Origin of the sequence: Streptomyces sp. NRRL B-24572 (assembly GCF_002156145.1) — a bacterium.
Classification (GTDB): domain Bacteria; phylum Actinomycetota; class Actinomycetes; order Streptomycetales; family Streptomycetaceae; genus Streptomyces; species Streptomyces vietnamensis.
In genome coordinates this window covers 18,853-37,759 of the sequence record NZ_MWIG01000069.1, presented here as the reverse complement: position 1 = coordinate 37,759, position 18,907 = coordinate 18,853, and the positions used below count along the sequence as shown (strand labels likewise).

Annotated in this window: 15 protein-coding genes and 1 pseudogene; 7 read left to right on the top strand and 9 right to left on the bottom strand. The window is 69.4% G+C overall.

The window, feature by feature from the left end:
* Window positions 1–279 (bottom strand): annotated as a pseudogene (locus tag CCN56_RS04640) (murein biosynthesis integral membrane protein MurJ); the annotation flags it as partial.
* Window positions 280–324: 45 nt separating this feature from the next.
* Window positions 325–2,691, bottom strand: a complete 2,367-nt coding sequence (locus CCN56_RS04635; RefSeq protein ID WP_086823892.1) for a DUF6049 family protein — start codon at window positions 2,689–2,691, stop codon at window positions 325–327.
* Between the two features lie 199 nt (window positions 2,692–2,890).
* Here CCN56_RS04635 and CCN56_RS04630 point away from each other — a divergent pair, with 199 nt between their 5' ends.
* The gene (locus CCN56_RS04630; RefSeq protein WP_179199687.1) at window positions 2,891–4,357 is read left to right on the top strand and encodes a CCA tRNA nucleotidyltransferase; all 1,467 of its coding nucleotides are present in this window, start codon (window positions 2,891–2,893) and stop codon (window positions 4,355–4,357) included.
* Between the two features lie 93 nt (window positions 4,358–4,450).
* Here CCN56_RS04630 and CCN56_RS04625 read toward each other — a convergent pair whose 3' ends face one another.
* The 3 genes from CCN56_RS04625 to CCN56_RS04615 form a co-directional block, all read right to left on the bottom strand.
* Complete coding sequence (locus tag CCN56_RS04625; RefSeq protein WP_086823890.1) at window positions 4,451–5,710, bottom strand: MFS transporter; 1,260 nt, start codon at window positions 5,708–5,710, stop codon at window positions 4,451–4,453.
* Window positions 5,711–5,787: 77 nt separating this feature from the next.
* On the bottom strand, window positions 5,788–6,870 hold the full coding sequence (locus CCN56_RS04620) for an inositol-3-phosphate synthase (protein WP_031003130.1): 1,083 nt from the start codon (window positions 6,868–6,870) through the stop codon (window positions 5,788–5,790).
* 48 nt (window positions 6,871–6,918) lie between these two features.
* Window positions 6,919–7,599, bottom strand: coding sequence for a PadR family transcriptional regulator (locus CCN56_RS04615; protein WP_086823889.1), 681 nt, complete (start codon window positions 7,597–7,599; stop codon window positions 6,919–6,921).
* 371 nt (window positions 7,600–7,970) lie between these two features.
* On the opposite strand from CCN56_RS04615, the gene CCN56_RS04610 reads away from it, so the two are divergent.
* Together CCN56_RS04610 and CCN56_RS04605 are read left to right on the top strand one after the other, a co-directional pair.
* Window positions 7,971–10,721: a transglycosylase domain-containing protein gene (locus tag CCN56_RS04610; protein WP_086823888.1), complete on the top strand. Its 2,751-nt coding sequence runs from the start codon at window positions 7,971–7,973 to the stop codon at window positions 10,719–10,721.
* Window positions 10,722–10,845: 124 nt separating this feature from the next.
* Window positions 10,846–12,351 carry a glycosyltransferase family 87 protein gene (locus tag CCN56_RS04605; protein WP_086823887.1) on the top strand — a complete coding sequence of 502 codons (1,506 nt, stop codon included), beginning with the start codon at window positions 10,846–10,848 and terminating at the stop codon, window positions 12,349–12,351.
* 81 nt (window positions 12,352–12,432) lie between these two features.
* Here CCN56_RS04605 and CCN56_RS04600 read toward each other — a convergent pair whose 3' ends face one another.
* The 3 genes from CCN56_RS04600 to CCN56_RS04590 form a co-directional block, all read right to left on the bottom strand.
* Window positions 12,433–13,464, bottom strand: coding sequence for an alanine racemase (locus CCN56_RS04600; RefSeq protein ID WP_086823885.1), 1,032 nt, complete (start codon window positions 13,462–13,464; stop codon window positions 12,433–12,435).
* Between the two features lie 73 nt (window positions 13,465–13,537).
* Entirely contained in the window at window positions 13,538–14,656 is a 1,119-nt protein-coding gene (locus CCN56_RS04595; protein ID WP_086823884.1) for a peptidoglycan bridge formation glycyltransferase FemA/FemB family protein, read from the bottom strand.
* Window positions 14,657–14,775: 119 nt separating this feature from the next.
* Window positions 14,776–15,090, bottom strand: coding sequence for a hypothetical protein (locus tag CCN56_RS04590; RefSeq protein ID WP_086823882.1), 315 nt, complete (start codon window positions 15,088–15,090; stop codon window positions 14,776–14,778).
* Between the two features lie 285 nt (window positions 15,091–15,375).
* Between CCN56_RS04590 and rpsF the strand changes: the two genes are divergently transcribed.
* The 4 genes from rpsF (at window position 15,376) to rplI (ending at window position 17,085) form a co-directional block, all read left to right on the top strand.
* Window positions 15,376–15,666, top strand: coding sequence for a 30S ribosomal protein S6 (gene rpsF / locus CCN56_RS04585; protein ID WP_005482942.1), 291 nt, complete (start codon window positions 15,376–15,378; stop codon window positions 15,664–15,666).
* Between the two features lie 74 nt (window positions 15,667–15,740).
* Window positions 15,741–16,325, top strand: coding sequence for a single-stranded DNA-binding protein (locus CCN56_RS04580; protein ID WP_041130196.1), 585 nt, complete (start codon window positions 15,741–15,743; stop codon window positions 16,323–16,325).
* Between the two features lie 58 nt (window positions 16,326–16,383).
* Window positions 16,384–16,620, top strand: a complete 237-nt coding sequence (gene rpsR, locus CCN56_RS04575; RefSeq protein WP_005315025.1) for a 30S ribosomal protein S18 — start codon at window positions 16,384–16,386, stop codon at window positions 16,618–16,620.
* Between the two features lie 18 nt (window positions 16,621–16,638).
* Window positions 16,639–17,085 (top strand): 50S ribosomal protein L9, encoded by a 447-nt coding sequence (gene rplI / locus CCN56_RS04570; RefSeq protein ID WP_053640001.1) that lies wholly within the window; start codon window positions 16,639–16,641, stop codon window positions 17,083–17,085.
* 108 nt (window positions 17,086–17,193) lie between these two features.
* On the opposite strand, the gene CCN56_RS04565 is transcribed toward rplI, so the two are convergent.
* Window positions 17,194–18,531: an MATE family efflux transporter gene (locus CCN56_RS04565; protein WP_086823880.1), complete on the bottom strand. Its 1,338-nt coding sequence runs from the start codon at window positions 18,529–18,531 to the stop codon at window positions 17,194–17,196.
* Window positions 18,532–18,907: the final 376 nt, after the last annotated feature.

Below are 18,907 nucleotides of genomic sequence, written 5' to 3'. Positions count from 1 at the left end.
CGGCGGGTGCGCGGCGCGGTCGTAGAGCGCCTCGGTCACCGGGTCCTGCACGGACATGTCCTGGGCCAGGTACGGGTCGTGGGCGTAGGCGTCCTGGACGTAGGGGTCCTGGGCGTACGGGCTCTGCGCGTAGGGGTCCTGTCCCTGCGGGCCAGGGGCGCCCTGCTGCGGGGGCTGCACCGGCGGGTGGCCGGCACCGGGAGGCGCCGCGGGCGTCCCACCGGACGGCGCCGGGCCGCCCGCGCCCTGGCCGCGGTCACCGTCGTACGGCGCGTTCATGGTTACCCCACCTCATCGTCCCCGGCCGACCGGCCACGACATCGCTCAACGGTCCACTTTCTCACCCGGGCCCGACGGGCCGCCGCTTTCGGACCCGGTGTCCGGTGTGTCCGGTGTCGGGTCACTCGGCTGCACGGGTTCGTCCCTGCCGGGTTCCTCCTCGCCCGGCTCGTCCTGGCCGGGCTCCGAAGCGGGGCCTTCCTCGACCGTGCCGTCCTCGGCCGCCTCGGCCTCGGCGTTCCGTGCCGCCACCCGCTTGCGCTGGCTGTACATGCGGACGCCGGCGAGGACGAGGAGGAGGACACCGCCCGCGATCACGAGCATCACCGTGGGAGTGATCTCGGAGACCCGCACGGTGAAGTTCATCGGCTGCCCGTACGGGGTGCCGTCCTCGGTGTAGAGCTGGGCCGTCATCGGCACCTGGCCGTTGACGTTGGCCGAGGCGGTGAACTTCACCGACTGGCTGTGTCCGCCACCGACCTTCACCGGGCGCTCGGCGTAGCCGTCGCCGTCCAGCTCCAGCCGGTTCTTGTTGGCGGAGGTGAGGCGCAGCACCAGGCCGTCCACGCCCTGGAGCAGCTTGTTCTGGACGGTCACGGGGATCGTCGCGCTGCGGCCGGAGAGCGTGAGGTCCGACTTGTCGACCAGCTGGACGCCCTTGGTGAGGGTCTGCAGATAGTCCAGGACGTCGTTCCGGTAGATCGCGGCCGCCCGGGCCTCGCCACGCCAGGAGGTCGACATCTCGCGGTCGATCGCGTTGCCGAACGGCGTCACGACGCGTTCCGGCTGGGTCAGGACGACCTTGAAGTCGTCCAGCTCGTCCCGCGTGGTCTTCATGTCACGGAAGGCCTGGACCGGAAGCTCCCGGTCGCGGAGCTTCTTCGGGTAGCGGGAGCTGCTCGGCACCGCGGTGGAGGCGTCCGGGTCGGGCTTGGCCGCGGCGGCCGCGAGGAGGTCGGTCGGCTGCGTCCAGCGCTTGCCGGAGAGGCCCTCCAGGGCGGTCGCCATGGACTGGGCCTGGGCGACGCTCGGCATCCGCTGCGGGGCGACCACGATGCTGCGCTGGTCCTCCGGCTGCTCCAGGGTGATCGCGAGGGACTGGGCGAGGAACTTCTGGACCGCGAGCGTGGAGTTCTCGGTGCGGACCATGTCCCCTTCGAAGGCGGTGGACAGGAGCGCGTCGCTCACCACGGCCGTGGTGCTGCCGTTGCCGAGCGGGCGGGCGGCCGTGGGCGTGTAGGGGAGGTCGTCGCGGACGCTGTCGCTGCGGGCGATCACCTTGTCGGCGCCGGCCGAGGTCGCGACCGCCACGATGGAGGGGTCGACGGCTCCGTCGGCGGGCCAGGCGAAGTCGGTGGACGCCGGGACGTGGAGGACGGTCTCGACCGTCATGCCCGCCAGGGCGGTCGCCGACTGGAGGTGTCCGAGGGAGCCGGGCACGTCCTTGCCCCGATGGGCCAGGGAGGCCAGGTCGGGGTCGGCGAAGGGAAGGGCGACGACCTTGTGCCCCTGGACCGCCTTCTCCAGCGCGTCCAGCCACCGCTCGGCGACGGCCTGGTTTCTGCCGGGGACGTCCCGGTCACCGTCCTTGACGCGGTAGCCGTTCGCCATCGCGTCGACGGAGGCCAGCAGGTCCGGGTCGACCACCCAGGTGACCGGAAGGTCCTTGCCCAGTGCGACCAGCTGGTCCAGGCGCCCGCCCGGACGCAGCTCGGCCGCCAGGTCGTCGTTCTCGAAGACCGGGGTCTGCTGGTCGTCCGTGGCCGTCTCCGCCGAGACGTGCGCCGAGGCGATCAGCGGCCAGAGGTAGGTGAGCTGGGTCTTCTTCTCGGCGGCCTCGGGCTCGTACGGCAGGAAGGTCCGCTCGATGCCGAGCACCCGGTCGTACTGCCGGTCCGAGGTCTGTCCGGTGAGGGAGACGCCCAGCTGGTAGACGCCCTCCTCGTCGAGCCCGAGCTCGGAGACGGGCACGGACAGGGAGAAGTCCGCGCTGAGACCGGCGCCGAGCCGGGGGATCTTGACGGTGGGGGCGTCTTCGAGGGGCGCGGGGTCGCTGTCGTTCCGGAAACCGGTGCGCCCCGTGACCTGCTCGATCTCGCTGCGGCTCGTCATCCTCGGTCCGACGCGCAGGTTCACGGTCGCGTCGGTGACGGTCTTCTTGCCCCGGTTGGTCACCGTGCCGGTGACGGTGACGGTGTCCCCCTCGACCGGCGCGCTCGGGGTCAGCGTGTCGAGCGACACATCGACGGTCCTGGAGCCGGTGGCGTCCTCGGCGGCCGCCGGGGAGGCGACGACCGGGGCCTGGAGCAGGCCGGCGAGGAGTGGCGCCCCGAAGGCGACGGTGATCGTGCGCCGCAGCCATCGGCGGGCAGGTGAGGGACCGGTTCCCTGGATGTCTGCCGCCTCGGCCACGCGTTCGCCCGTCCTCGTCGTTGTCTCTGGTGCCAGTGGTGTCGGTGGTTCCCGGTTGCTGTGTCCAGGCATGGTAACGAGGCACGCTGGGGGCAAGTGCCGGGGAGTGCTCCAGCCGATCTTCGACCGGGCCGCCGGGGGCCCCGCCCGGGGAAAACGAGGACGTCGCGGTGAGCCGGGGCACGTACCCTTTTCTGTTGTGCCGAACGCCAACGAAGACACCCCGACTGCACTGAGCCAGGTGCAACGCCGCGCGGTCAGTGAACTGCTGCGTGTGTCCCCTGTCGCCGACGACCTCGCCCGCCGTTTCCAGGAGGCCGGGTTCAGCCTCGCGCTGGTCGGCGGCTCGGTGCGGGACGCGTTGCTCGGCCGGCTCGGCAACGACCTGGACTTCACCACCGACGCCCGCCCCGAGGACGTACTGAAGATCGTCCGTCCGTGGGCCGACGCGGTGTGGGAGGTCGGCATCGCCTTCGGGACCGTCGGGTGCCAGAAGGAGGCCCGCGTCGGAGACGCCGATCAGAGCTTTCAGATCGAGGTGACCACGTACCGCTCGGAGGCGTACGACCGGACCTCCCGGAAGCCCGAGGTCTCCTACGGCGACTCCATCGACGAGGACCTCGTCCGGCGTGACTTCACCGTCAACGCGATGGCCGTGGCCCTCCCCGAGAAGGAGTTCATCGACCCGTACGGCGGTCTCGAGGACCTCGCCGCCCGGGTTCTGCGCACGCCGGGCACGCCGGAGGAGTCCTTCTCCGACGACCCCCTGCGCATGATGCGGGCCGCGCGGTTCGCCGCCCAGCTGGACTTCGAGGTCGCCCTCGAGGTCGTGGCGGCCATGAAGGAGATGTCGGGCCGGATCGAGATCGTCTCCGCCGAGCGCGTCCGCGAGGAGCTCAACAAGCTGCTGCTCTCGGCGCACCCCCGGAAGGGCCTCGGGCTCCTCGTGGACACGGGTCTCGCCGAGCACGTGCTCCCCGAGCTGCCGGCGCTGCGCCTGGAGAGCGATGAGCACCACCGGCACAAGGACGTCTACGAGCACTCACTGACCGTGCTCGACCAGGCGATCGACCTGGAGGAGGACGGCCCCGACCTGGTCCTGCGTCTCGCTGCCCTGCTCCATGACATCGGCAAGCCGCGTACCCGCCGCTTCGAGAAGGACGGCCGGGTCTCGTTCCACCACCACGAGGTGGTCGGCGCGAAGATGACCAAGAAGCGCATGACCGCGCTCAAGTACTCCAACGAGATGATCAAGGACGTCTCGCGCCTCGTGGAGCTGCACCTCCGTTTCCACGGCTACGGAGACGGCGAGTGGACCGACTCGGCCGTGCGGCGCTACGTCCGTGACGCCGGGCCGCTGCTCTCGCGGCTGCACAAGCTGACCCGCTCGGACTGCACCACGCGGAACAAGCGCAAGGCGGCAGCGCTCTCCCGGACCTATGACGGCCTGGAGGACCGCATCGCCCAGCTCCAGGAGCAGGAGGAGCTGGACGCGATCCGCCCCGACCTCGACGGCAACCAGATCCAGGAGGTCCTGGGCATCGGGCCGGGGCCGGCCATCGGCCAGGCGTACAAGTTCCTGCTCGAGCTCCGGCTGGAGAACGGGCCGATGGGGCACGACCAGGCCGTCGCCGCGCTCAAGGAGTGGTGGGCCGCGCGCGACTGAGCCGGGCCGATGCCCGGACGGGCCGATGTTTCACGTGAAACGTGGAACACGACCCGATCGACGCTCCGGAGGGGTGGTGTTTCACGTGAAACATCACCCCTCCTGTCGTTCCCGGCACAGGACCAGGGCGAGCGCCCCGTAGATCGCGGCCACCAGCACGACGAGCAGGGGTGACCGGCCGTCGGGCGGCAGCATCAGCGCCGCGACGCCCGCCGCGCCCACGAAGGCGACGTTGAACAGGACGTCGTAGAGCGAGAAGACCCGGCCCCGATAGGAGTCGTCCACGGACGTCTGGACCACCGTGTCCGTCGCGATCTTGGCCCCCTGGGTGATGAGCCCGAGGACGAAGGCGGCGACGAGGAAGGGGGTCGGGGTGAAGGGCAGCCCGAGCGCCGGTACGAGGACGGCGGCCGCAGCCGTGCACACGGTCATCCAGCCGAAGGGTCCGAAGCGTCCGACCGCCCAGGGGGAGAGGACGGCGGCAGCGAAGAAACCCGCGCCCGACGCGGCGACGGCGAGTCCGAGGAGGCCGATCCCCTCGGCATCCGTGGAGCTCCAGGCATAACGGCTGAGCATGAGCACGGTGACGAGCAGGGCGCCGTAGCAGAAGCGCATGACGGCCACCGTGGCGAGCGCGCGGGCGGCGGGCCGGCGCTCGGCGAGGTGGTGCAGCCCCGCGGCCAGACCCTGGGCCGTCGACTTCAGCGCCGAGACGAGGCGCTGCGGCACGAGGTCGGGGTCGGGACCGAGGAGCTCCCGGGACATCCGCAGGGAGGCGAGGGCGGCGCAGAGATAGAGGACGGCGCCGAAGGCCACGACGACCGCGTCGGAGTCGTCGGCGAGGAGCCGGACCCCGAAGGCGAGCCCGCCGCCGAGGGTCGCGGCGAGGGTGCCCGCGGTGGGCGAGACCGAGTTCGCCATGACGAGCCGCTCCTCGTCGACGACACGCGGAAGGCAGGCCGAGAGCCCTGCGAGGACGAAGCGGTTGACGGCGGTGACGGAGAGGGCGGAGGCGTAGAAGAGCCAGTCCGGTACGGAGGCGAGGACGAGGACGGTGGTCCCGCAGGCGAGCAGGGCGCGCAGGAGGTTCCCGTACAGGAAGACCTGACGGCGCTGCCAGCGGTCGAGGAGCACTCCGGCGAAGGGGCCGACGAGCGAATACGGGAGCAGGAGCACCGCCATGGCGGAGGCGATCGCGCCGGGGGAGGTCTGTTTCTCGGGGGAGAAGACGACGTACGTGGCCAGGGCCACCTGGTAGACGCCGTCGGCGCACTGCGAGAGCAGCCGGACGGCGAGCAGGCGACGGAAGTTCGCCAGGCGCAGGAGTACGCGCAGATCACGTACGACGGACATGGCGCAAGACTCACATACGAAGAGGGCCCCCGGGCAGCGCCTCGGGGACCCTCGATCGACAAGCGTGGTGCGGCGCTTTAGCGCTCGACCTCACCCTTGATGAACTTCTCGACGTTGGCCAGGGCCTCGTCGTCGAAGTACTGCACCGGCGGGGACTTCATGAAGTACGAGGACGCGGAGAGGATCGGGCCGCCGATGCCGCGGTCCTTGGCGATCTTCGCGGCGCGCAGGGCGTCGATGATGACACCCGCGGAGTTCGGGGAGTCCCACACCTCGAGCTTGTACTCCAGGTTCAGCGGGACGTCGCCGAAGGCGCGACCCTCCAGGCGCACGTACGCCCACTTGCGGTCGTCCAGCCAGGCCACGTAGTCCGACGGGCCGATGTGGACGTTCTTCTCGCCCAGCTCGCGGTCCGGGATCTGCGAGGTGACGGCCTGCGTCTTGGAGATCTTCTTGGACTCCAGGCGCTCGCGCTCCAGCATGTTCTTGAAGTCCATGTTGCCGCCGACGTTGAGCTGCATCGTGCGCTCAAGACGGACACCGCGGTCCTCGAACAGCTTCGCCATCACGCGGTGCGTGATGGTCGCGCCGACCTGCGACTTGATGTCGTCGCCGACGATCGGGACACCGGCCTCGGTGAACTTGTCCGCCCACTCCTTGGTGCCGGCGATGAAGACCGGAAGGGCGTTGACGAAGGCGACCTTGGCGTCGATGGCGCACTGGGCGTAGAACTTCGCCGCGTCCTCGGAACCGACGGGCAGGTAGCAGACGAGGACGTCGACCTGGCGGTCCTTGAGGATCTGGACGACGTCGACGGGCTCCTCGGCGGACTCCTCGATGGTCTGGCGGTAGTACTTGCCGAGACCGTCGAGCGTGTGACCGCGCTGGACCGTGACGCCCTTGTTCGGGACGTCGCAGATCTTGATGGTGTTGTTCTCGCTGGCGCCGATGGCGTCGGAGAGGTCGAGGCCGACCTTCTTCGCATCGACGTCGAAGGCGGCGACGAACTCGACGTCACCGACGTGGTAGTCGCCGAACTGGACGTGCATCAGGCCGGGCACCTTGGTCGCCGGGTCGGCGTCCTTGTAGTACTCGACGCCCTGCACCAGCGAGGCGGCGCAGTTGCCCACGCCGACGATGGCTACGCGAACCGAACCCATTCCGGTTGCTCCCTGTGTGATCGTGGAAGCCCTGCTGCTAGCAGGGTTTCACTTGGCGGTGTCGTCGGACGGATCCGGCCGGGTACTGCCCCCGTGCCGGGGCAGGCCGCCCGTCTCTCCAGAATCGTTGTCGTGCCGAGCGGGGGCGTCGGGGCCGGATCGCTGATCCCGCCCCGCCCGCTCGCTCTCGATGAGCTCGTTCAGCCAGCGCACCTCGCGCTCCACGGACTCCATACCGTGGCGCTGCAGCTCAAGCGTGTAGTCGTCCAGGCGCTCGCGGGTCCGGGCCAGGGAGGCGCGCATCTTCTCCAGGCGCTCCTCGAGCCGGCTGCGGCGGCCCTCGAGCACGCGCATCCGCACCTCGCGCTCGGTCTGCCCGAAGAAGGCGAAGCGCGCCGCGAAGTGCTCGTCCTCCCAGGCGTCCGGGCCGGTGTGGGAGAGGAGCTCCTCGAAGTGCTCCTTACCTGCCGGGGTCAACCGGTAGACGATCTTGGCCCGGCGTCCTGCGAGTGAAGCGGCGAGGGCCTCCTCGGGGGCGCTGCCCGGCTCCTCGATCAACCAGCCGTTGGCGACCAGCGTCTTGAGGCAGGGATACAGAGTCCCGTAGCTGAAGGCCCGGAAGACGCCCAGCGAGGTGTTGAGGCGCTTCCGCAGCTCGTACCCGTGCATGGGGGCCTCGCGCAGCAGGCCGAGGACGGCGAACTCGAGGATGCCGGAGCGTCTGCTCATCCGTCGCCTCCTCCTCCGCTTTCGGGGCCCTTATGCCGTGCTGATGTATCGACTCGATACATCAGCACGATAGAACGGCCACTCTGTCCCGACAAGCGGGACCGCCGTGACCGGCGTCACATCGTCAATTCACAGCGATCGACTTGCCCGATTTGGGGTGAAGTCCGGCTCTAGGCGGGTTTTGGCCGTGCGTAGTCTGTGCGGCATGCAGACCACCGGGAACCGAGCGATGCCGTGGGGCGTCAGTGCTGCGGGTGACCGGCTGCGGTACGGAGGAGCCTCCGATGGGTTCCAACCGTGCCCATTTCGGGGGGACCGGAACTCAACTGCCGCTTCCAGGCGTACGCGCCTGCCCGAGGAGTAGTCGTTCGATGAGCGAGCATCGTCGCAAAATGCCGCCGCAGCAGCCGCCGACGGGCGGTCGCGCGGCGGCACGGCGCGCTGCCCAGCAGCCGATGGGCCGCAGGTCGGCCCCGGCCCATGACGTCGGTACGGGGGCCCCTTCGGCCTCGTACGGACCTCCCTCCTCCTATGGAGAGGAGCAGCGTCCCTACGGCGGTCGCGCGGAGGCCCGACGGGCCGCCCAGCGCGGCAGCCGCCGGCGGGGTGCCGATTCCGGTCCAGGCGCTCCCGGCGGTCCCGGTGGGGGCCGGCGCGGTGGCGGTGGCGGCGGTCGCGGCAGTGGTCCGGGGCGGGGCTCCGGCGGCGGTCGCCCGCCGGGCAAGAAGCGGATCATCGACTACCCGCGCCACGACAAGTGGGGCTGGCGTCGCTGGCTGCCGTCGTGGAAGCTCGTGACGGGCACGTTCCTGTTCTTCGTGGCGAGCCTGATGGGCGCTGCCACGATCGCGTACTCGAAGGTCGAGATCCCCGACTCGGCCAAGACGGCGACCTCGCAGAACAACATCTACTACTGGGCCGACGGGTCGCGCATGGTCGCGACGGGCAGTGGCACCAACCGCCAGATCGTCCCCATCGAGCAGATCCCGCAGGCCATGCAGGACGCGGTGGTCTCGGCGGAGAACAAGACCTTCTGGACGGACTCCGGTGTCGACCCCATGGGCATCGCCCGCGCCGTGTGGAACATGGCCAAGGGCGGCGAGACCCAGGGTGGTTCGACCATCACCCAGCAGTACGTGAAGAACAACCGCCTCGACGACCAGTCGCAGACCGTCACACGGAAGGTGAAGGAACTCTTCATCGCCATGAAGGTCGGCAACGACGTCGACAAGCGCGAGGTCATGGCCGGCTACCTGAACACCTCGTACTACGGACGTGGTGCGTACGGCATCCAGGCGGCGGCCCGTGCCTACTTCAACAAGGACGCCAGGTATCTGAACCCCAGTGAGTCGGCGCTCCTCGCCGCGGTGCTGAAGGGCGCGACGTACTTCGACCCGGCCGGCTACCCCGAGATCGACCCCGCGGCCACGCGCGAGGCGAACACCAAGCGGGCGACCGAGCGGTGGAAGTGGATCCTCGACGAGATGGAGAAGGACAAGCGTCTCCCGGCCGCGGAACGGGCGAAGTACACGACCTTCCCCAAGACGCAGGGGCCCAAGAAGAGCGCCAACCTGGGCGGTCAGATCGGCTACCTGGTCTCCACCGCCAACGGGAACATGCAGAACCAGTTCGGCATCACGCAGAAGGAACTGGCACTCGGCGGCTACGAGATCTACACCACCTTCGAGAAGCCGAAGGTGGACAAGATGGAAGCCACGATCAAGAACATCATCAAGGAGAACATCGACCCGAAGAAGCGCCCGAAGGACGACACGCACGTCCAGTTCGGTGGCGCTTCCGTCGACACCGCGACCGGGAAGATCGTCGCCATCTACGGCGGCACCGACGCCACCAAGCACTACCAGAGCAACGCCGACGCCACCGGTGCCCAGGTCGGATCGACGTTCAAGCCCTTCGTGCTCGCCGCCGCGATGAAGGACGGCGTCCGGGACAAGAACGGCCCCCCGGAGCAGGACGCCTCCGAGCGCACGATCGTGGACCCGGACAAGAGCCTCTACAACGGCAAGAACGACCTGACGATCCGCAAGTACAACGGGGACATCTGGCTCGACGACAAGGGCAACGAGTGGAAGCAGAGCAATGACGACAACGCCAGCTATGGCCCCGTCTCTCTGCGCTACGCCATGATCAAGTCGGCCAACTCGCCGTATGTGCAGCTCGGCATGGACGTCGGCATCGACAAGGTCCGCGACGCGGCCATCAAGGCCGGACTCCGCGAGGAATCCCTGGTCAAGGCCGACGTTCCCTCCTTCTCCCTCGGTGTCTCCAGCCCGAGCGCGATCCGCATGGCCGGCGCGTACGCCACCTTCGCCAACCAGGGGGAGCAGAACGACCCCTACTCCGTCGAGAAGGTGAAGAAGGACGGCGTCGTCATCAACCAGCACAAGGCGAAGACCAACCAGGCCTTCAGCCCGGCCATCGCCAGCAACGTCACCGACGTGCTGCGGTCCGTCGTGGACGACCCCCGGGGTACCGGTACCAAGGCACGGATCCCGGGCCGCGCGGTGGCCGGCAAGACCGGTACGACCGACGACAACATGTCGGCCTGGTTCGTGGGCTACACGGCGCAGCTGTCGACCGCGATCGACATGTACCGCTTCGACGACGACGAGACGAAGCCGAACCGCAAGTTCGAGGAGATGTACGGCACCGGCGGCATGGAGAAGGTCCACGGTTCGTCGTTCCCCTCGCGGATCTGGCAGGAGTACATGTCGGATGCCGTGAAGGACGATCCGGTCGTGGACTTCCCGGAGCCGGAGAAGCTGGAGGGCGCCAAGCCCGTCTTCGGTGGTGGCGCCGCGAGCCCCACGCCGAGCCCGACGGCCACCGAGACGCCCACCGAGTCGGCGACGCCGACGACGACTCCCCCGGCCACTCCGACGACGACGCCCCCGGCGACGCCGACCAAGTCGCCGAAGCCGGGCAAGACGACCTGTGACGTCCTGGACTGGAACTGCAACAACGGCAAGCCGGGTGGCACCACCACGGCACCCACCACCACGCCACCCCCCACCGACACGACGTCGCCGACCGCCTCGCCGACGGACACCAGCTCGGGAGGCGGGAACGGCAAACCCGGGGGCGGGAACTGGGTCCCCTGATCCCGCCGCCGGGCACATCGCCGGGCACGTGCTGAGGGCCGTCGCGTCCGCCCCGTACCTTCCGTACGGAGCGGCCGCGGCGGCCCTCGCCGTTTTCCCGGGGACGTACGGCAGGATGTCCCCCATGCCGAGCCTCCAGAAGTCGAGCGCACCGCAGGACCGCTCGCAGACGGTCATCCCCACCCACCGGGACAAGGTGGCGGCCGCGGGCAGCGAGCTGATCGGCGGCCCCTACGGCCGCCGGGCGGCGGCCGACACCGGGCAGCTGACGCCGGTGCGGGTGATCGCGCTCGTGGCCCTCGGCATGTACGCCCTCGGCATGGTGCAGAAACTGCCCTGCTACAACTGGGCCTGGTTCCGGGGCACGACCTCCCAGTACACCCACGCCTGCTACTCGGACATCCCGCACCTCTTCGCCGGGCGGGGCTTCGCGGACGGCCTGGTCCCGTACTTCGACCGACTGGGCGGCGACATACCGTTCCTGGAGTACCCGGTCCTGACGGGCCTCTTCATGGAGGTCGCGGCCTGGCTGACGCCGGGCGGCGGCGACATGACGCAGCGGGAGCAGTGGTACTGGCTGGTCAACGCGGGCCTGTTGATGGTGTGCGCGGCCGTCCTCGCGGTCTGTGTGGCCCGGACGCACCGCCTGCGCCCCTGGGACGGTCTCCTGGTCGCGCTCGCGCCCTCGGTCGCGCTCACCGCCACGATCAACTGGGACATACTGGCCGTCGCGCTGACCGCCGCCGCCGTCCTGATGTGGTCGCGGAGCCGGCCGCTGGCCTTCGGGATCCTGCTCGGCCTGGCCACCGCCGCCAAGTTCTACCCGATACTGCTCCTCTGCCCGCTGCTGCTGCTCTGCTGGCGTGCCGGGAAGTGGCGGGCGTACGGGGCAGCGGTGCTCGGCGCGTGCGGCGCGTGGCTGGTCGTGAACCTGCCCGTGATGCTGCTCGCGCCGGAGGGGTGGAAGCAGTTCTACCTGTTCAGCCGGGACCGGAACGTCGACTTCGGCTCGATCTGGCTGCTCGTCAGCCAGCGGACGGGCGACGTGATCACACCGGGCCGGGCCAATCTGTACGCGCTGCTGCTGATGGCGGCGGCGGTGGCCGGTCTCGCGTTCCTGGCGTTCACGGCGCCCCGCAGGCCGCGCTTCGTCCAGCTGGCCTTCCTGGTCGTCGCCGCGTTCGTGCTGACCAACAAGGTCTACTCGCCGCAGTACGTGCTGTGGCTGGTCCCGCTGGCCGCGCTCGCCCGTCCCCGCTGGCGCGACTTCCTGGTCTGGCAGGCCTGCGAGGTCATGTACTTCGTCGGCGTCTGGATGTACCTGGCCTTCACCACCAGCGGCAACAAGCAGGGCCTTCCGGTGGACGGCTACCAGTTCGCGATCGTCCTGCACCTGCTCGGCACGCTGTACCTGTGCGCGATGGTCGTACGGGACATCCTGACGCCCGAGAAGGACCCGGTCCGGCAGGACGGCGCGGACGACCCCTCGGGCGGCGTCCTGGACGGTGCCGAGGACGTCGTCGTGGCGGGCAGGGCGGCCCATCCGGCCCGGCACGCCGCCCCGGCCGTGACGGAGGGGCAGCGGGTGCGCTGGGGCACCACCGACGACCCCTGGAACGCCCCCGGGTGACAGGAAAGAGCACTTGACCGAAAGCACGCGCCCCCGGGAGCAGGACTCCCGGGGGCGCGTGCTTTTCGACCTCGTGTCGTCTCAGCGCTCGACGAGCCGGTCGAACTGCGTCGTGGTGTGGCGCAGATGCGCCACGAGCTCGTCGCCCACCCGGGGCTCCTCGGCGTCGGCCGGCACGAACAGGATCGACACCTGCATGTGCGGCGGCTCGGCGAACCAGCGCTGCTTCCCGGCCCAGACGAAGGGCGAGAGGTTCCGGTTGACGGTGGCGAGGCCCGCCCGGGCGACGCCCTTGGCGCGCGGCATGACGCCGTGCATCGCCTTCGGGGCCTCCAGGCCCACGCCGTGGGAGGTGCCGCCGGCGACGACGACCAGCCAGCCGTCCGACGCGGCCTTCTGCTGGCGGTAGCCGAACCGGTCGCCCTTGGCGACCCGGGTCACGTCGAGGACGGCGCCCCGGTACTCCGTGGCCTCGTGGTCGCCGAGCCACAGTCGGGTGCCGATCCGGGCGCGGAAGCGGGTCTGCGGGAACTGCTGCTGGAGCCGGGCCTGCTCCTCGGCCCGCAGGTGGCTCACGAACATGGTGTGCAGCGGCAGCCGGGCGTTCCGCAGCCGGTCCATCCAGGCGATGACCTCCTCGACCGCGTCGGTGCCGTCCGGGCGGTCCAGGGGCAGGTGGAGGGCGAAGCCCTCCAGGCGGACGTCCTCGATGGCGGAGTGGAGCTGCTGGAGCTCCTCCTCGTGCACGCCGTGCCGCTTCATCGAGCTCATGCACTCGATCACGACCCGGGCGCCCACCAGGGCGCGGACGCCGTCCACGGACGAGACGGAACGGACCACCCGGTCGGGCAGCGGAACCGGTTCCTCACCCCGCCGGAAGGGGGTGAGGACCAGCAGGTCCCCACCGAACCAGTCCTTGATCTTCGCGGCTTCGTACGTGGTGCCCACGGCGAGCATGTCGGCGCCGAACCGGGCCGCCTCGTCCGCGAGGCGCTCGTGCCCGAAGCCGTACCCGTTGCCCTTGCAGACCGGAATGAGACCGGGGAACTGGTCGATGACGGTCTTCTGGTGCGCCCGCCAGCGAGCGGTGTCGACGTAGAGGGAGAGCGCCATGGCCGGCCCGGAGCCTTTCTGATGGGAGCGGTGTGTCGGAGGTGTGTACGAGACTACGAAGCCTACGGAACGGTCAGCGGCGCGACATGTAGATGTCGAGCGCCTTGTGCAGCAGCTTGTTCAGCGGGAAGTCCCACTCGCCGACGTACTCGACGGCCTCGCCGCCCGTGCCCACCTTGAACTGGATGAGCCCGAAGAGGTGGTCGGTCTCGTCGAGCGAGTCCGAGATGCCCCGGAGGTCGTAGACGGTCGCGCCCATGGCGTACGCGTCGCGCAGCATCCGCCACTGCATCGCGTTCGAGGGCCGGACCTCGCGGCCGATGTTGTCGGAGGCGCCGTAGGAGTACCAGACGTGCCCGCCGACGACGAGCATGGTCGCGGCGGAGAGGTTCACCCCGTTGTGGCGCGCGAAGTAGAGCCGCATGCGGTTGGGGTCCTCGTTGTTGAGGACGGTCCACATGCGCTGGAAGTACGAGAGCGGGCGCGGCCGGAAGTGGTCGCGGACGGCCGTGATCTCGTACAGCCGCTGCCACTCGGCCAGGTCCTCGTAGCCGCCCTGGACGACCTCGACACCGGCCTTCTCGGCCTTCTTGATGTTGCGGCGCCACAGCTGGTTGAAGCCCTTGAGGACGTCGTCGAGCGAGCGGTTCGCCAGCGGGACCTGGAAGACGTAGCGGGGCTGCACGTCGCCGAAGCCGGCGCCGCCGTCCTCGCCCTGCTGCCAGCCCATCTTCCGCAGCCGGTCCGCGACCTCGAAGGCGCGCGGCTCGATGTGGGTGGCCTCGACGTCCTTGAGGCGCTTGACGTCCGGGTCCTGGATGCCGGCCTTGATGGCGGTCGAGTCCCAGCGGCGGATGACGACCGGCGGGCCCATCTTCACCGAGAAGGCGCCCTGGTGCTTGAGGTGCGCCAGCATCGGCTGCAGCCAGTCGTCGAGGTTGGGCGCGTACCAGTTGATGACCGGGCCCTCGGGCAGATACGCGAGGTAGCGCTTGATCTTCGGGAGCTGGCGGTAGAGCACCAGGCCGGCGCCGACGAGCTCACCGGACTTGTCGAACCAGCCGAGGTTCTCCGAGCGCCACTCGGTCTTCACGTCAGCCCACGCCGGGACCTGGCAGTGGCTCGCCGCGGGCTGGCTCTGGATGAATGCCAGATGCTGCTCACGGCTGATGGTCCTCAGGGTCAGGCTCATGCGGGGCGCTCCTCGGCAGGTGTGTCCCCATCGGTCAGGGGCTCCGGCTCTCGCGCCGAAGCCTACTGTGACCGGGGAGCGCCCCGAATAAGTGTGTGTGCGCCGACGTGCGGCCTGCCTCAGCTGACGACGCCGCCGAAGAGGCCTCCGTGCGCCATTCCGAGGTAGAAGCCGACCGCCGAGGCTCCGAGTCCGATGATCATCAGGAAGCGCTCGCGGGTCGTCACGGAGATGAACTGGCCGTAGGCGCCCGTCAGGATGCCGATCAGGCCTGACCACGAACTCAGCAGGTGCAGGTTGTAGAACTGCGCGGTCGTGAACGAGACGATCCCCAGCACCAGTGTCACCACCATCAGGGTGTCCTGGAGCGGATGGGGTTTGCCGTCGGTCGCGAAGAGAGAGTGGCCGGGGTCGGGTCGCATTGCCTGTGCCATGGGGCACCTCCTGGCGTGCCTGCCGGAAGGCGGCGCATCGTAGCGCCGCCGACATCCGTTGTGTACAGATTGCGTCCCCTTCCCGGGGAATTTCAACCGCAGGGCGATGTGCGGGTACTCTGTACAGCTGCGCCGGTGTCTGCCCAGGTCCCTCCGGGATTCCCGACAGCGCTCCTCGTTCGCCGAGGGGGACTGTCAGTGGTGGCGGATACCGTTGCTCACGCATCACGACCCTCCTGCCACGGAACGACCGTGGCCGCTGAGTCCAAAGGAGGTGGGTTCCACATGCGTCACTACGAGGTGATGGTCATCCTCGACCCCGATCTGGAGGAGCGCGCTGTCGCCCCCCTGATCGAGAACTTCCTCTCCGTCGTCCGTGAGGGCAACGGAAAGGTCGAGAAGGTCGACACCTGGGGCCGTCGTCGTCTCTCGTACGAGATCAAGAAGAAGCCCGAGGGCATCTACTCGGTCATCGACCTGCAGGCCGAGCCTGCGGTCGTCAAGGAGCTCGACCGCCAGATGAACCTGAACGAGTCGGTCCTCCGGACCAAGGTCCTCCGCCCCGAGACCCACTGAGCTTCTAGCTCAGAGGTCATCGGGTTCGAGTAGCAGCAAAGCAGCCAGAAGCAAACCCGCCGAGAGGTTCCCCCATGGCAGGCGAGACCGTCATCACGGTCGTCGGCAATCTTGTCGACGACCCCGAGCTGCGCTTCACCCCGTCCGGTGCGGCGGTCGCGAAGTTCCGTATCGCGTCCACCCCCCGCACCTTCGACCGTCAGACCAACGAGTGGAAGGACGGCGAGAGCCTCTTCCTGACCTGCTCGGTCTGGCGTCAGGCGGCGGAGAACGTCGCGGAGTCGCTCCAGCGAGGCATGCGCGTCGTCGTGCAGGGCCGGCTGAAGCAGCGGTCCTACGAGGACCGTGAGGGCGTCAAGCGCACGGTCTACGAGCTGGACGTCGAGGAAGTCGGCCCCAGCCTCAAGAACGCCACGGCCAAGGTCACCAAGACCACCGGTCGCGGCGGCCAGGGTGGATACGGCGGCGGCCAGCAGGGCGGCGGCGGTGGCGGCTGGGGTGGAAACTCCGGCGGCGGTGGCCAGCAGGGTGGTGGCGGTGCTCCCGCCGACGACCCGTGGGCGACCGGCGGCTCCTCCGGCGGCGGCCAGCAGGGCGGCGGCGGTGGCGGCTGGGGTGGAAACTCCGGCGGCGGCTACTCGGACGAGCCTCCCTTTTAGGGCCTACGCCCTCGAAGCAGCTCGTACCCCCACTTCTTGATCACACAGGAGAAACACCATGGCGAAGCCGCCTGTGCGCAAGCCTAAGAAGAAGGTCTGCGCTTTCTGCAAGGACAAGACCGCGTACGTGGACTACAAGGACACGAACATGCTGCGGAAGTTCATTTCCGACCGCGGCAAGATCCGTGCCCGCCGCGTGACCGGCAACTGCACGCAGCACCAGCGTGACGTCGCCACGGCCGTCAAGAACAGCCGTGAGATGGCGCTGCTGCCTTACACGTCCACCGCGCGATAAGGGAAGGGTGACCGAAAAATGAAGATCATCCTCACCCACGAGGTCTCCGGCCTCGGTGCCGCTGGCGACGTCGTCGACGTCAAGGACGGCTACGCTCGCAACTACCTGGTCCCGCGCGGTTTCGCGATCCGCTGGACCAAGGGCGGCGAGAAGGACGTGGCGCAGATCCGCCGCGCCCGCAAGATCCACGAGATCGCGACCATCGAGCAGGCCAACGAGATCAAGGCCCAGCTCGAGGGCACGAAGGTGCGCCTGGCCGTTCGCTCCGGCGACGCCGGCCGTCTCTTCGGCTCCGTGACCCCGGCCGACATCGCCTCGGCGATCAAGACCGCGGGTGGCCCCGACGTCGACAAGCGTCGCGTCGAGCTCGGTTCGCCGATCAAGACCCTGGGCTCGCACCAGGTGTCCGTGCGTCTGCACCCCGAGGTTGCCGCGAAGCTCGGCGTCGAGGTCGTCGCCGCGTAACGCTGCCCTCGGCAGTCTGCGCTCAGCAGTGAGGAAGGGCCGCACCCCTCGGGGTGCGGCCCTTCCGCTGTTTCCCTTCCGCCTGTTTCACGTGAAACGCGTACCGCGTCAGCGCGCGGCGCCCGTGACGATCCAGCGGCCGGAGCGCATGCGGAACCAGAGGGTTCCCATCCGCACCGTCATCATCAGGGTCATCGCCCACCAGAGCGCCGTCAGCCCGCCGCCGAGCGTCGGGACCAGGAGGGCGACCGGGGCGAAGACGGCCAGTGTGAGCAGCATCGCCCAGGCCAGGTACGGCCCGTCTCCCGCGCCCATCAGGACTCCGTCGAGGACGAAGACGACCCCGGAGATCGGCTGGGAGACCGCGACCACGAGCAGGGCCGGGAGCAGGGTGTCCTGCACGGTGGTGTCGCCGGTGAAGAGCGGGACGAACAGGGGGCGGGTGACGATGAGCAGCGCGCCGAGCACCACACCGGAGAGCACGCCCCACTGGACCATTCGGCGACAGACCTGTCGTGCGCCGTCGGCGTCGTCCGCGCCGAGGTAGCGGCCGATGATGGCCTGGCCCGCTATGGCGATCGCGTCGAGCGCGAAGGCCATCAGGCTCCACAGGGACAGGATGATCTGGTGGGCGGCGACCTCCGCGTCCCCGAGCCGGGCGGCGACGGCCGTGGCGATCATCAGGACCGCGCGGAGCGAGAGCGTACGGACCAGGAGCGGGGCGCCGGCCTGGGCGGAGGCGCGTATGCCGACCGGGTCGGGACGGAGGGAGGCGCCGTGGCGCCGGGCGCCCCGTACGACCACGACCAGGTAGGCGGCGGCCATGCCGCACTGGGCGATGACCGTGCCCCAGGCGGAGCCGGCGATGCCGAGACCGGCCCCGTAGACCAGGCCGAGGTTGAGCGCGCCGTTGGCCGCGAAACCGGCGATCGCCACGTAGAGCGGTGTACGGGTGTCCTGGAGGCCGCGCAGGACGCCGGTGGCGGCCAGGACCACCAGCATGGCGGGGATCCCCAGGCCGGAGATCCTGAGGTAGGTGACGGCGTACGGGGCGGCGGTGTCCGAGGCTCCGAAGACATCGACGAGCCATGGCGCCGCGGGCAGGGTCAGTGCGACGACGGCGGCGCCGAGGAGGAGCGCGAGCCAGATGCCGTCCATGCCCTGTCGGATGGCGGCCGGGAGGTCGCCCGCGCCCACCCGCCGGGCGACGGCGGCCGTGGTGGCGTAGGCGAGGAAGACGAAGACGCTCACGGCGGTGGAGAGCAGCGCCGCGGCGATCGCGAGGCCCGCGAGCTGGGGTGTGCCGAGGTGGCCGACGATGGCGCTGTCGACCATGAGGAACAGCGGCTCGGCGACGAGAGCACCGAAGGCCGGCAGGGCGAGGGAGAGGATCTCGCGGTCGTGCTGTCGACGGACGGCCTTGGAGGTCACGGGGGCCTGGGTCATGGGCTCAATCTAATCTTCCACAGGTAAGCGATGCAATGGCTTAGTGATCCTTACTTTTGGATGGTGTGGGGCTCTGGGTGTGGGCCGTTTGTTCTGATCTTGGTCCCTGGGGAGAACTTTTTCTCCCCCACAGCCCGTGGATGAGAAAAGTGCAGGTCAGATGTGTGAGACCGGGTGCGCTATGAGTTTGTCCACATGGCTGTCCCCTGCTCCGTGCACAGGATCCGGGGAGTTCTCCACAGCATCTGGCCCTTCACCCACAGGGCCTGTGGATAACCAGATTGGCTGTCGCCCCGGGCGGGCCTACCGTGGACCGGCGCCCGACGCGTCAGAAGCGGTCGCAAAGCCACTCTTTGATCAAGGCCGTGGCGTAGGA

Coding starts and splice junctions, on each gene's coding strand:
- CCN56_RS04625 (WP_086823890.1), bottom strand. CDS start 5,710: ATGTCCGTCGTACGTGATCTGCGCGTACTCCTGCGCCTGGCGAACTTC.
- CCN56_RS04620 (WP_031003130.1), bottom strand. CDS start 6,870: ATGGGTTCGGTTCGCGTAGCCATCGTCGGCGTGGGCAACTGCGCCGCC.
- CCN56_RS04615 (WP_086823889.1), bottom strand. CDS start 7,599: ATGAGCAGACGCTCCGGCATCCTCGAGTTCGCCGTCCTCGGCCTGCTG.
- CCN56_RS04610 (WP_086823888.1), top strand. CDS start 7,971: ATGAGCGAGCATCGTCGCAAAATGCCGCCGCAGCAGCCGCCGACGGGC.
- CCN56_RS04605 (WP_086823887.1), top strand. CDS start 10,846: ATGCCGAGCCTCCAGAAGTCGAGCGCACCGCAGGACCGCTCGCAGACG.
- CCN56_RS04600 (WP_086823885.1), bottom strand. CDS start 13,464: ATGGCGCTCTCCCTCTACGTCGACACCGCTCGCTGGCGGGCGCACCAG.
- CCN56_RS04595 (WP_086823884.1), bottom strand. CDS start 14,656: ATGAGCCTGACCCTGAGGACCATCAGCCGTGAGCAGCATCTGGCATTC.
- CCN56_RS04590 (WP_086823882.1), bottom strand. CDS start 15,090: ATGGCACAGGCAATGCGACCCGACCCCGGCCACTCTCTCTTCGCGACC.
- rpsF (WP_005482942.1), top strand. CDS start 15,376: ATGCGTCACTACGAGGTGATGGTCATCCTCGACCCCGATCTGGAGGAG.
- CCN56_RS04580 (WP_041130196.1), top strand. CDS start 15,741: ATGGCAGGCGAGACCGTCATCACGGTCGTCGGCAATCTTGTCGACGAC.
- rpsR (WP_005315025.1), top strand. CDS start 16,384: ATGGCGAAGCCGCCTGTGCGCAAGCCTAAGAAGAAGGTCTGCGCTTTC.
- rplI (WP_053640001.1), top strand. CDS start 16,639: ATGAAGATCATCCTCACCCACGAGGTCTCCGGCCTCGGTGCCGCTGGC.
- CCN56_RS04565 (WP_086823880.1), bottom strand. CDS start 18,531: ATGACCCAGGCCCCCGTGACCTCCAAGGCCGTCCGTCGACAGCACGAC.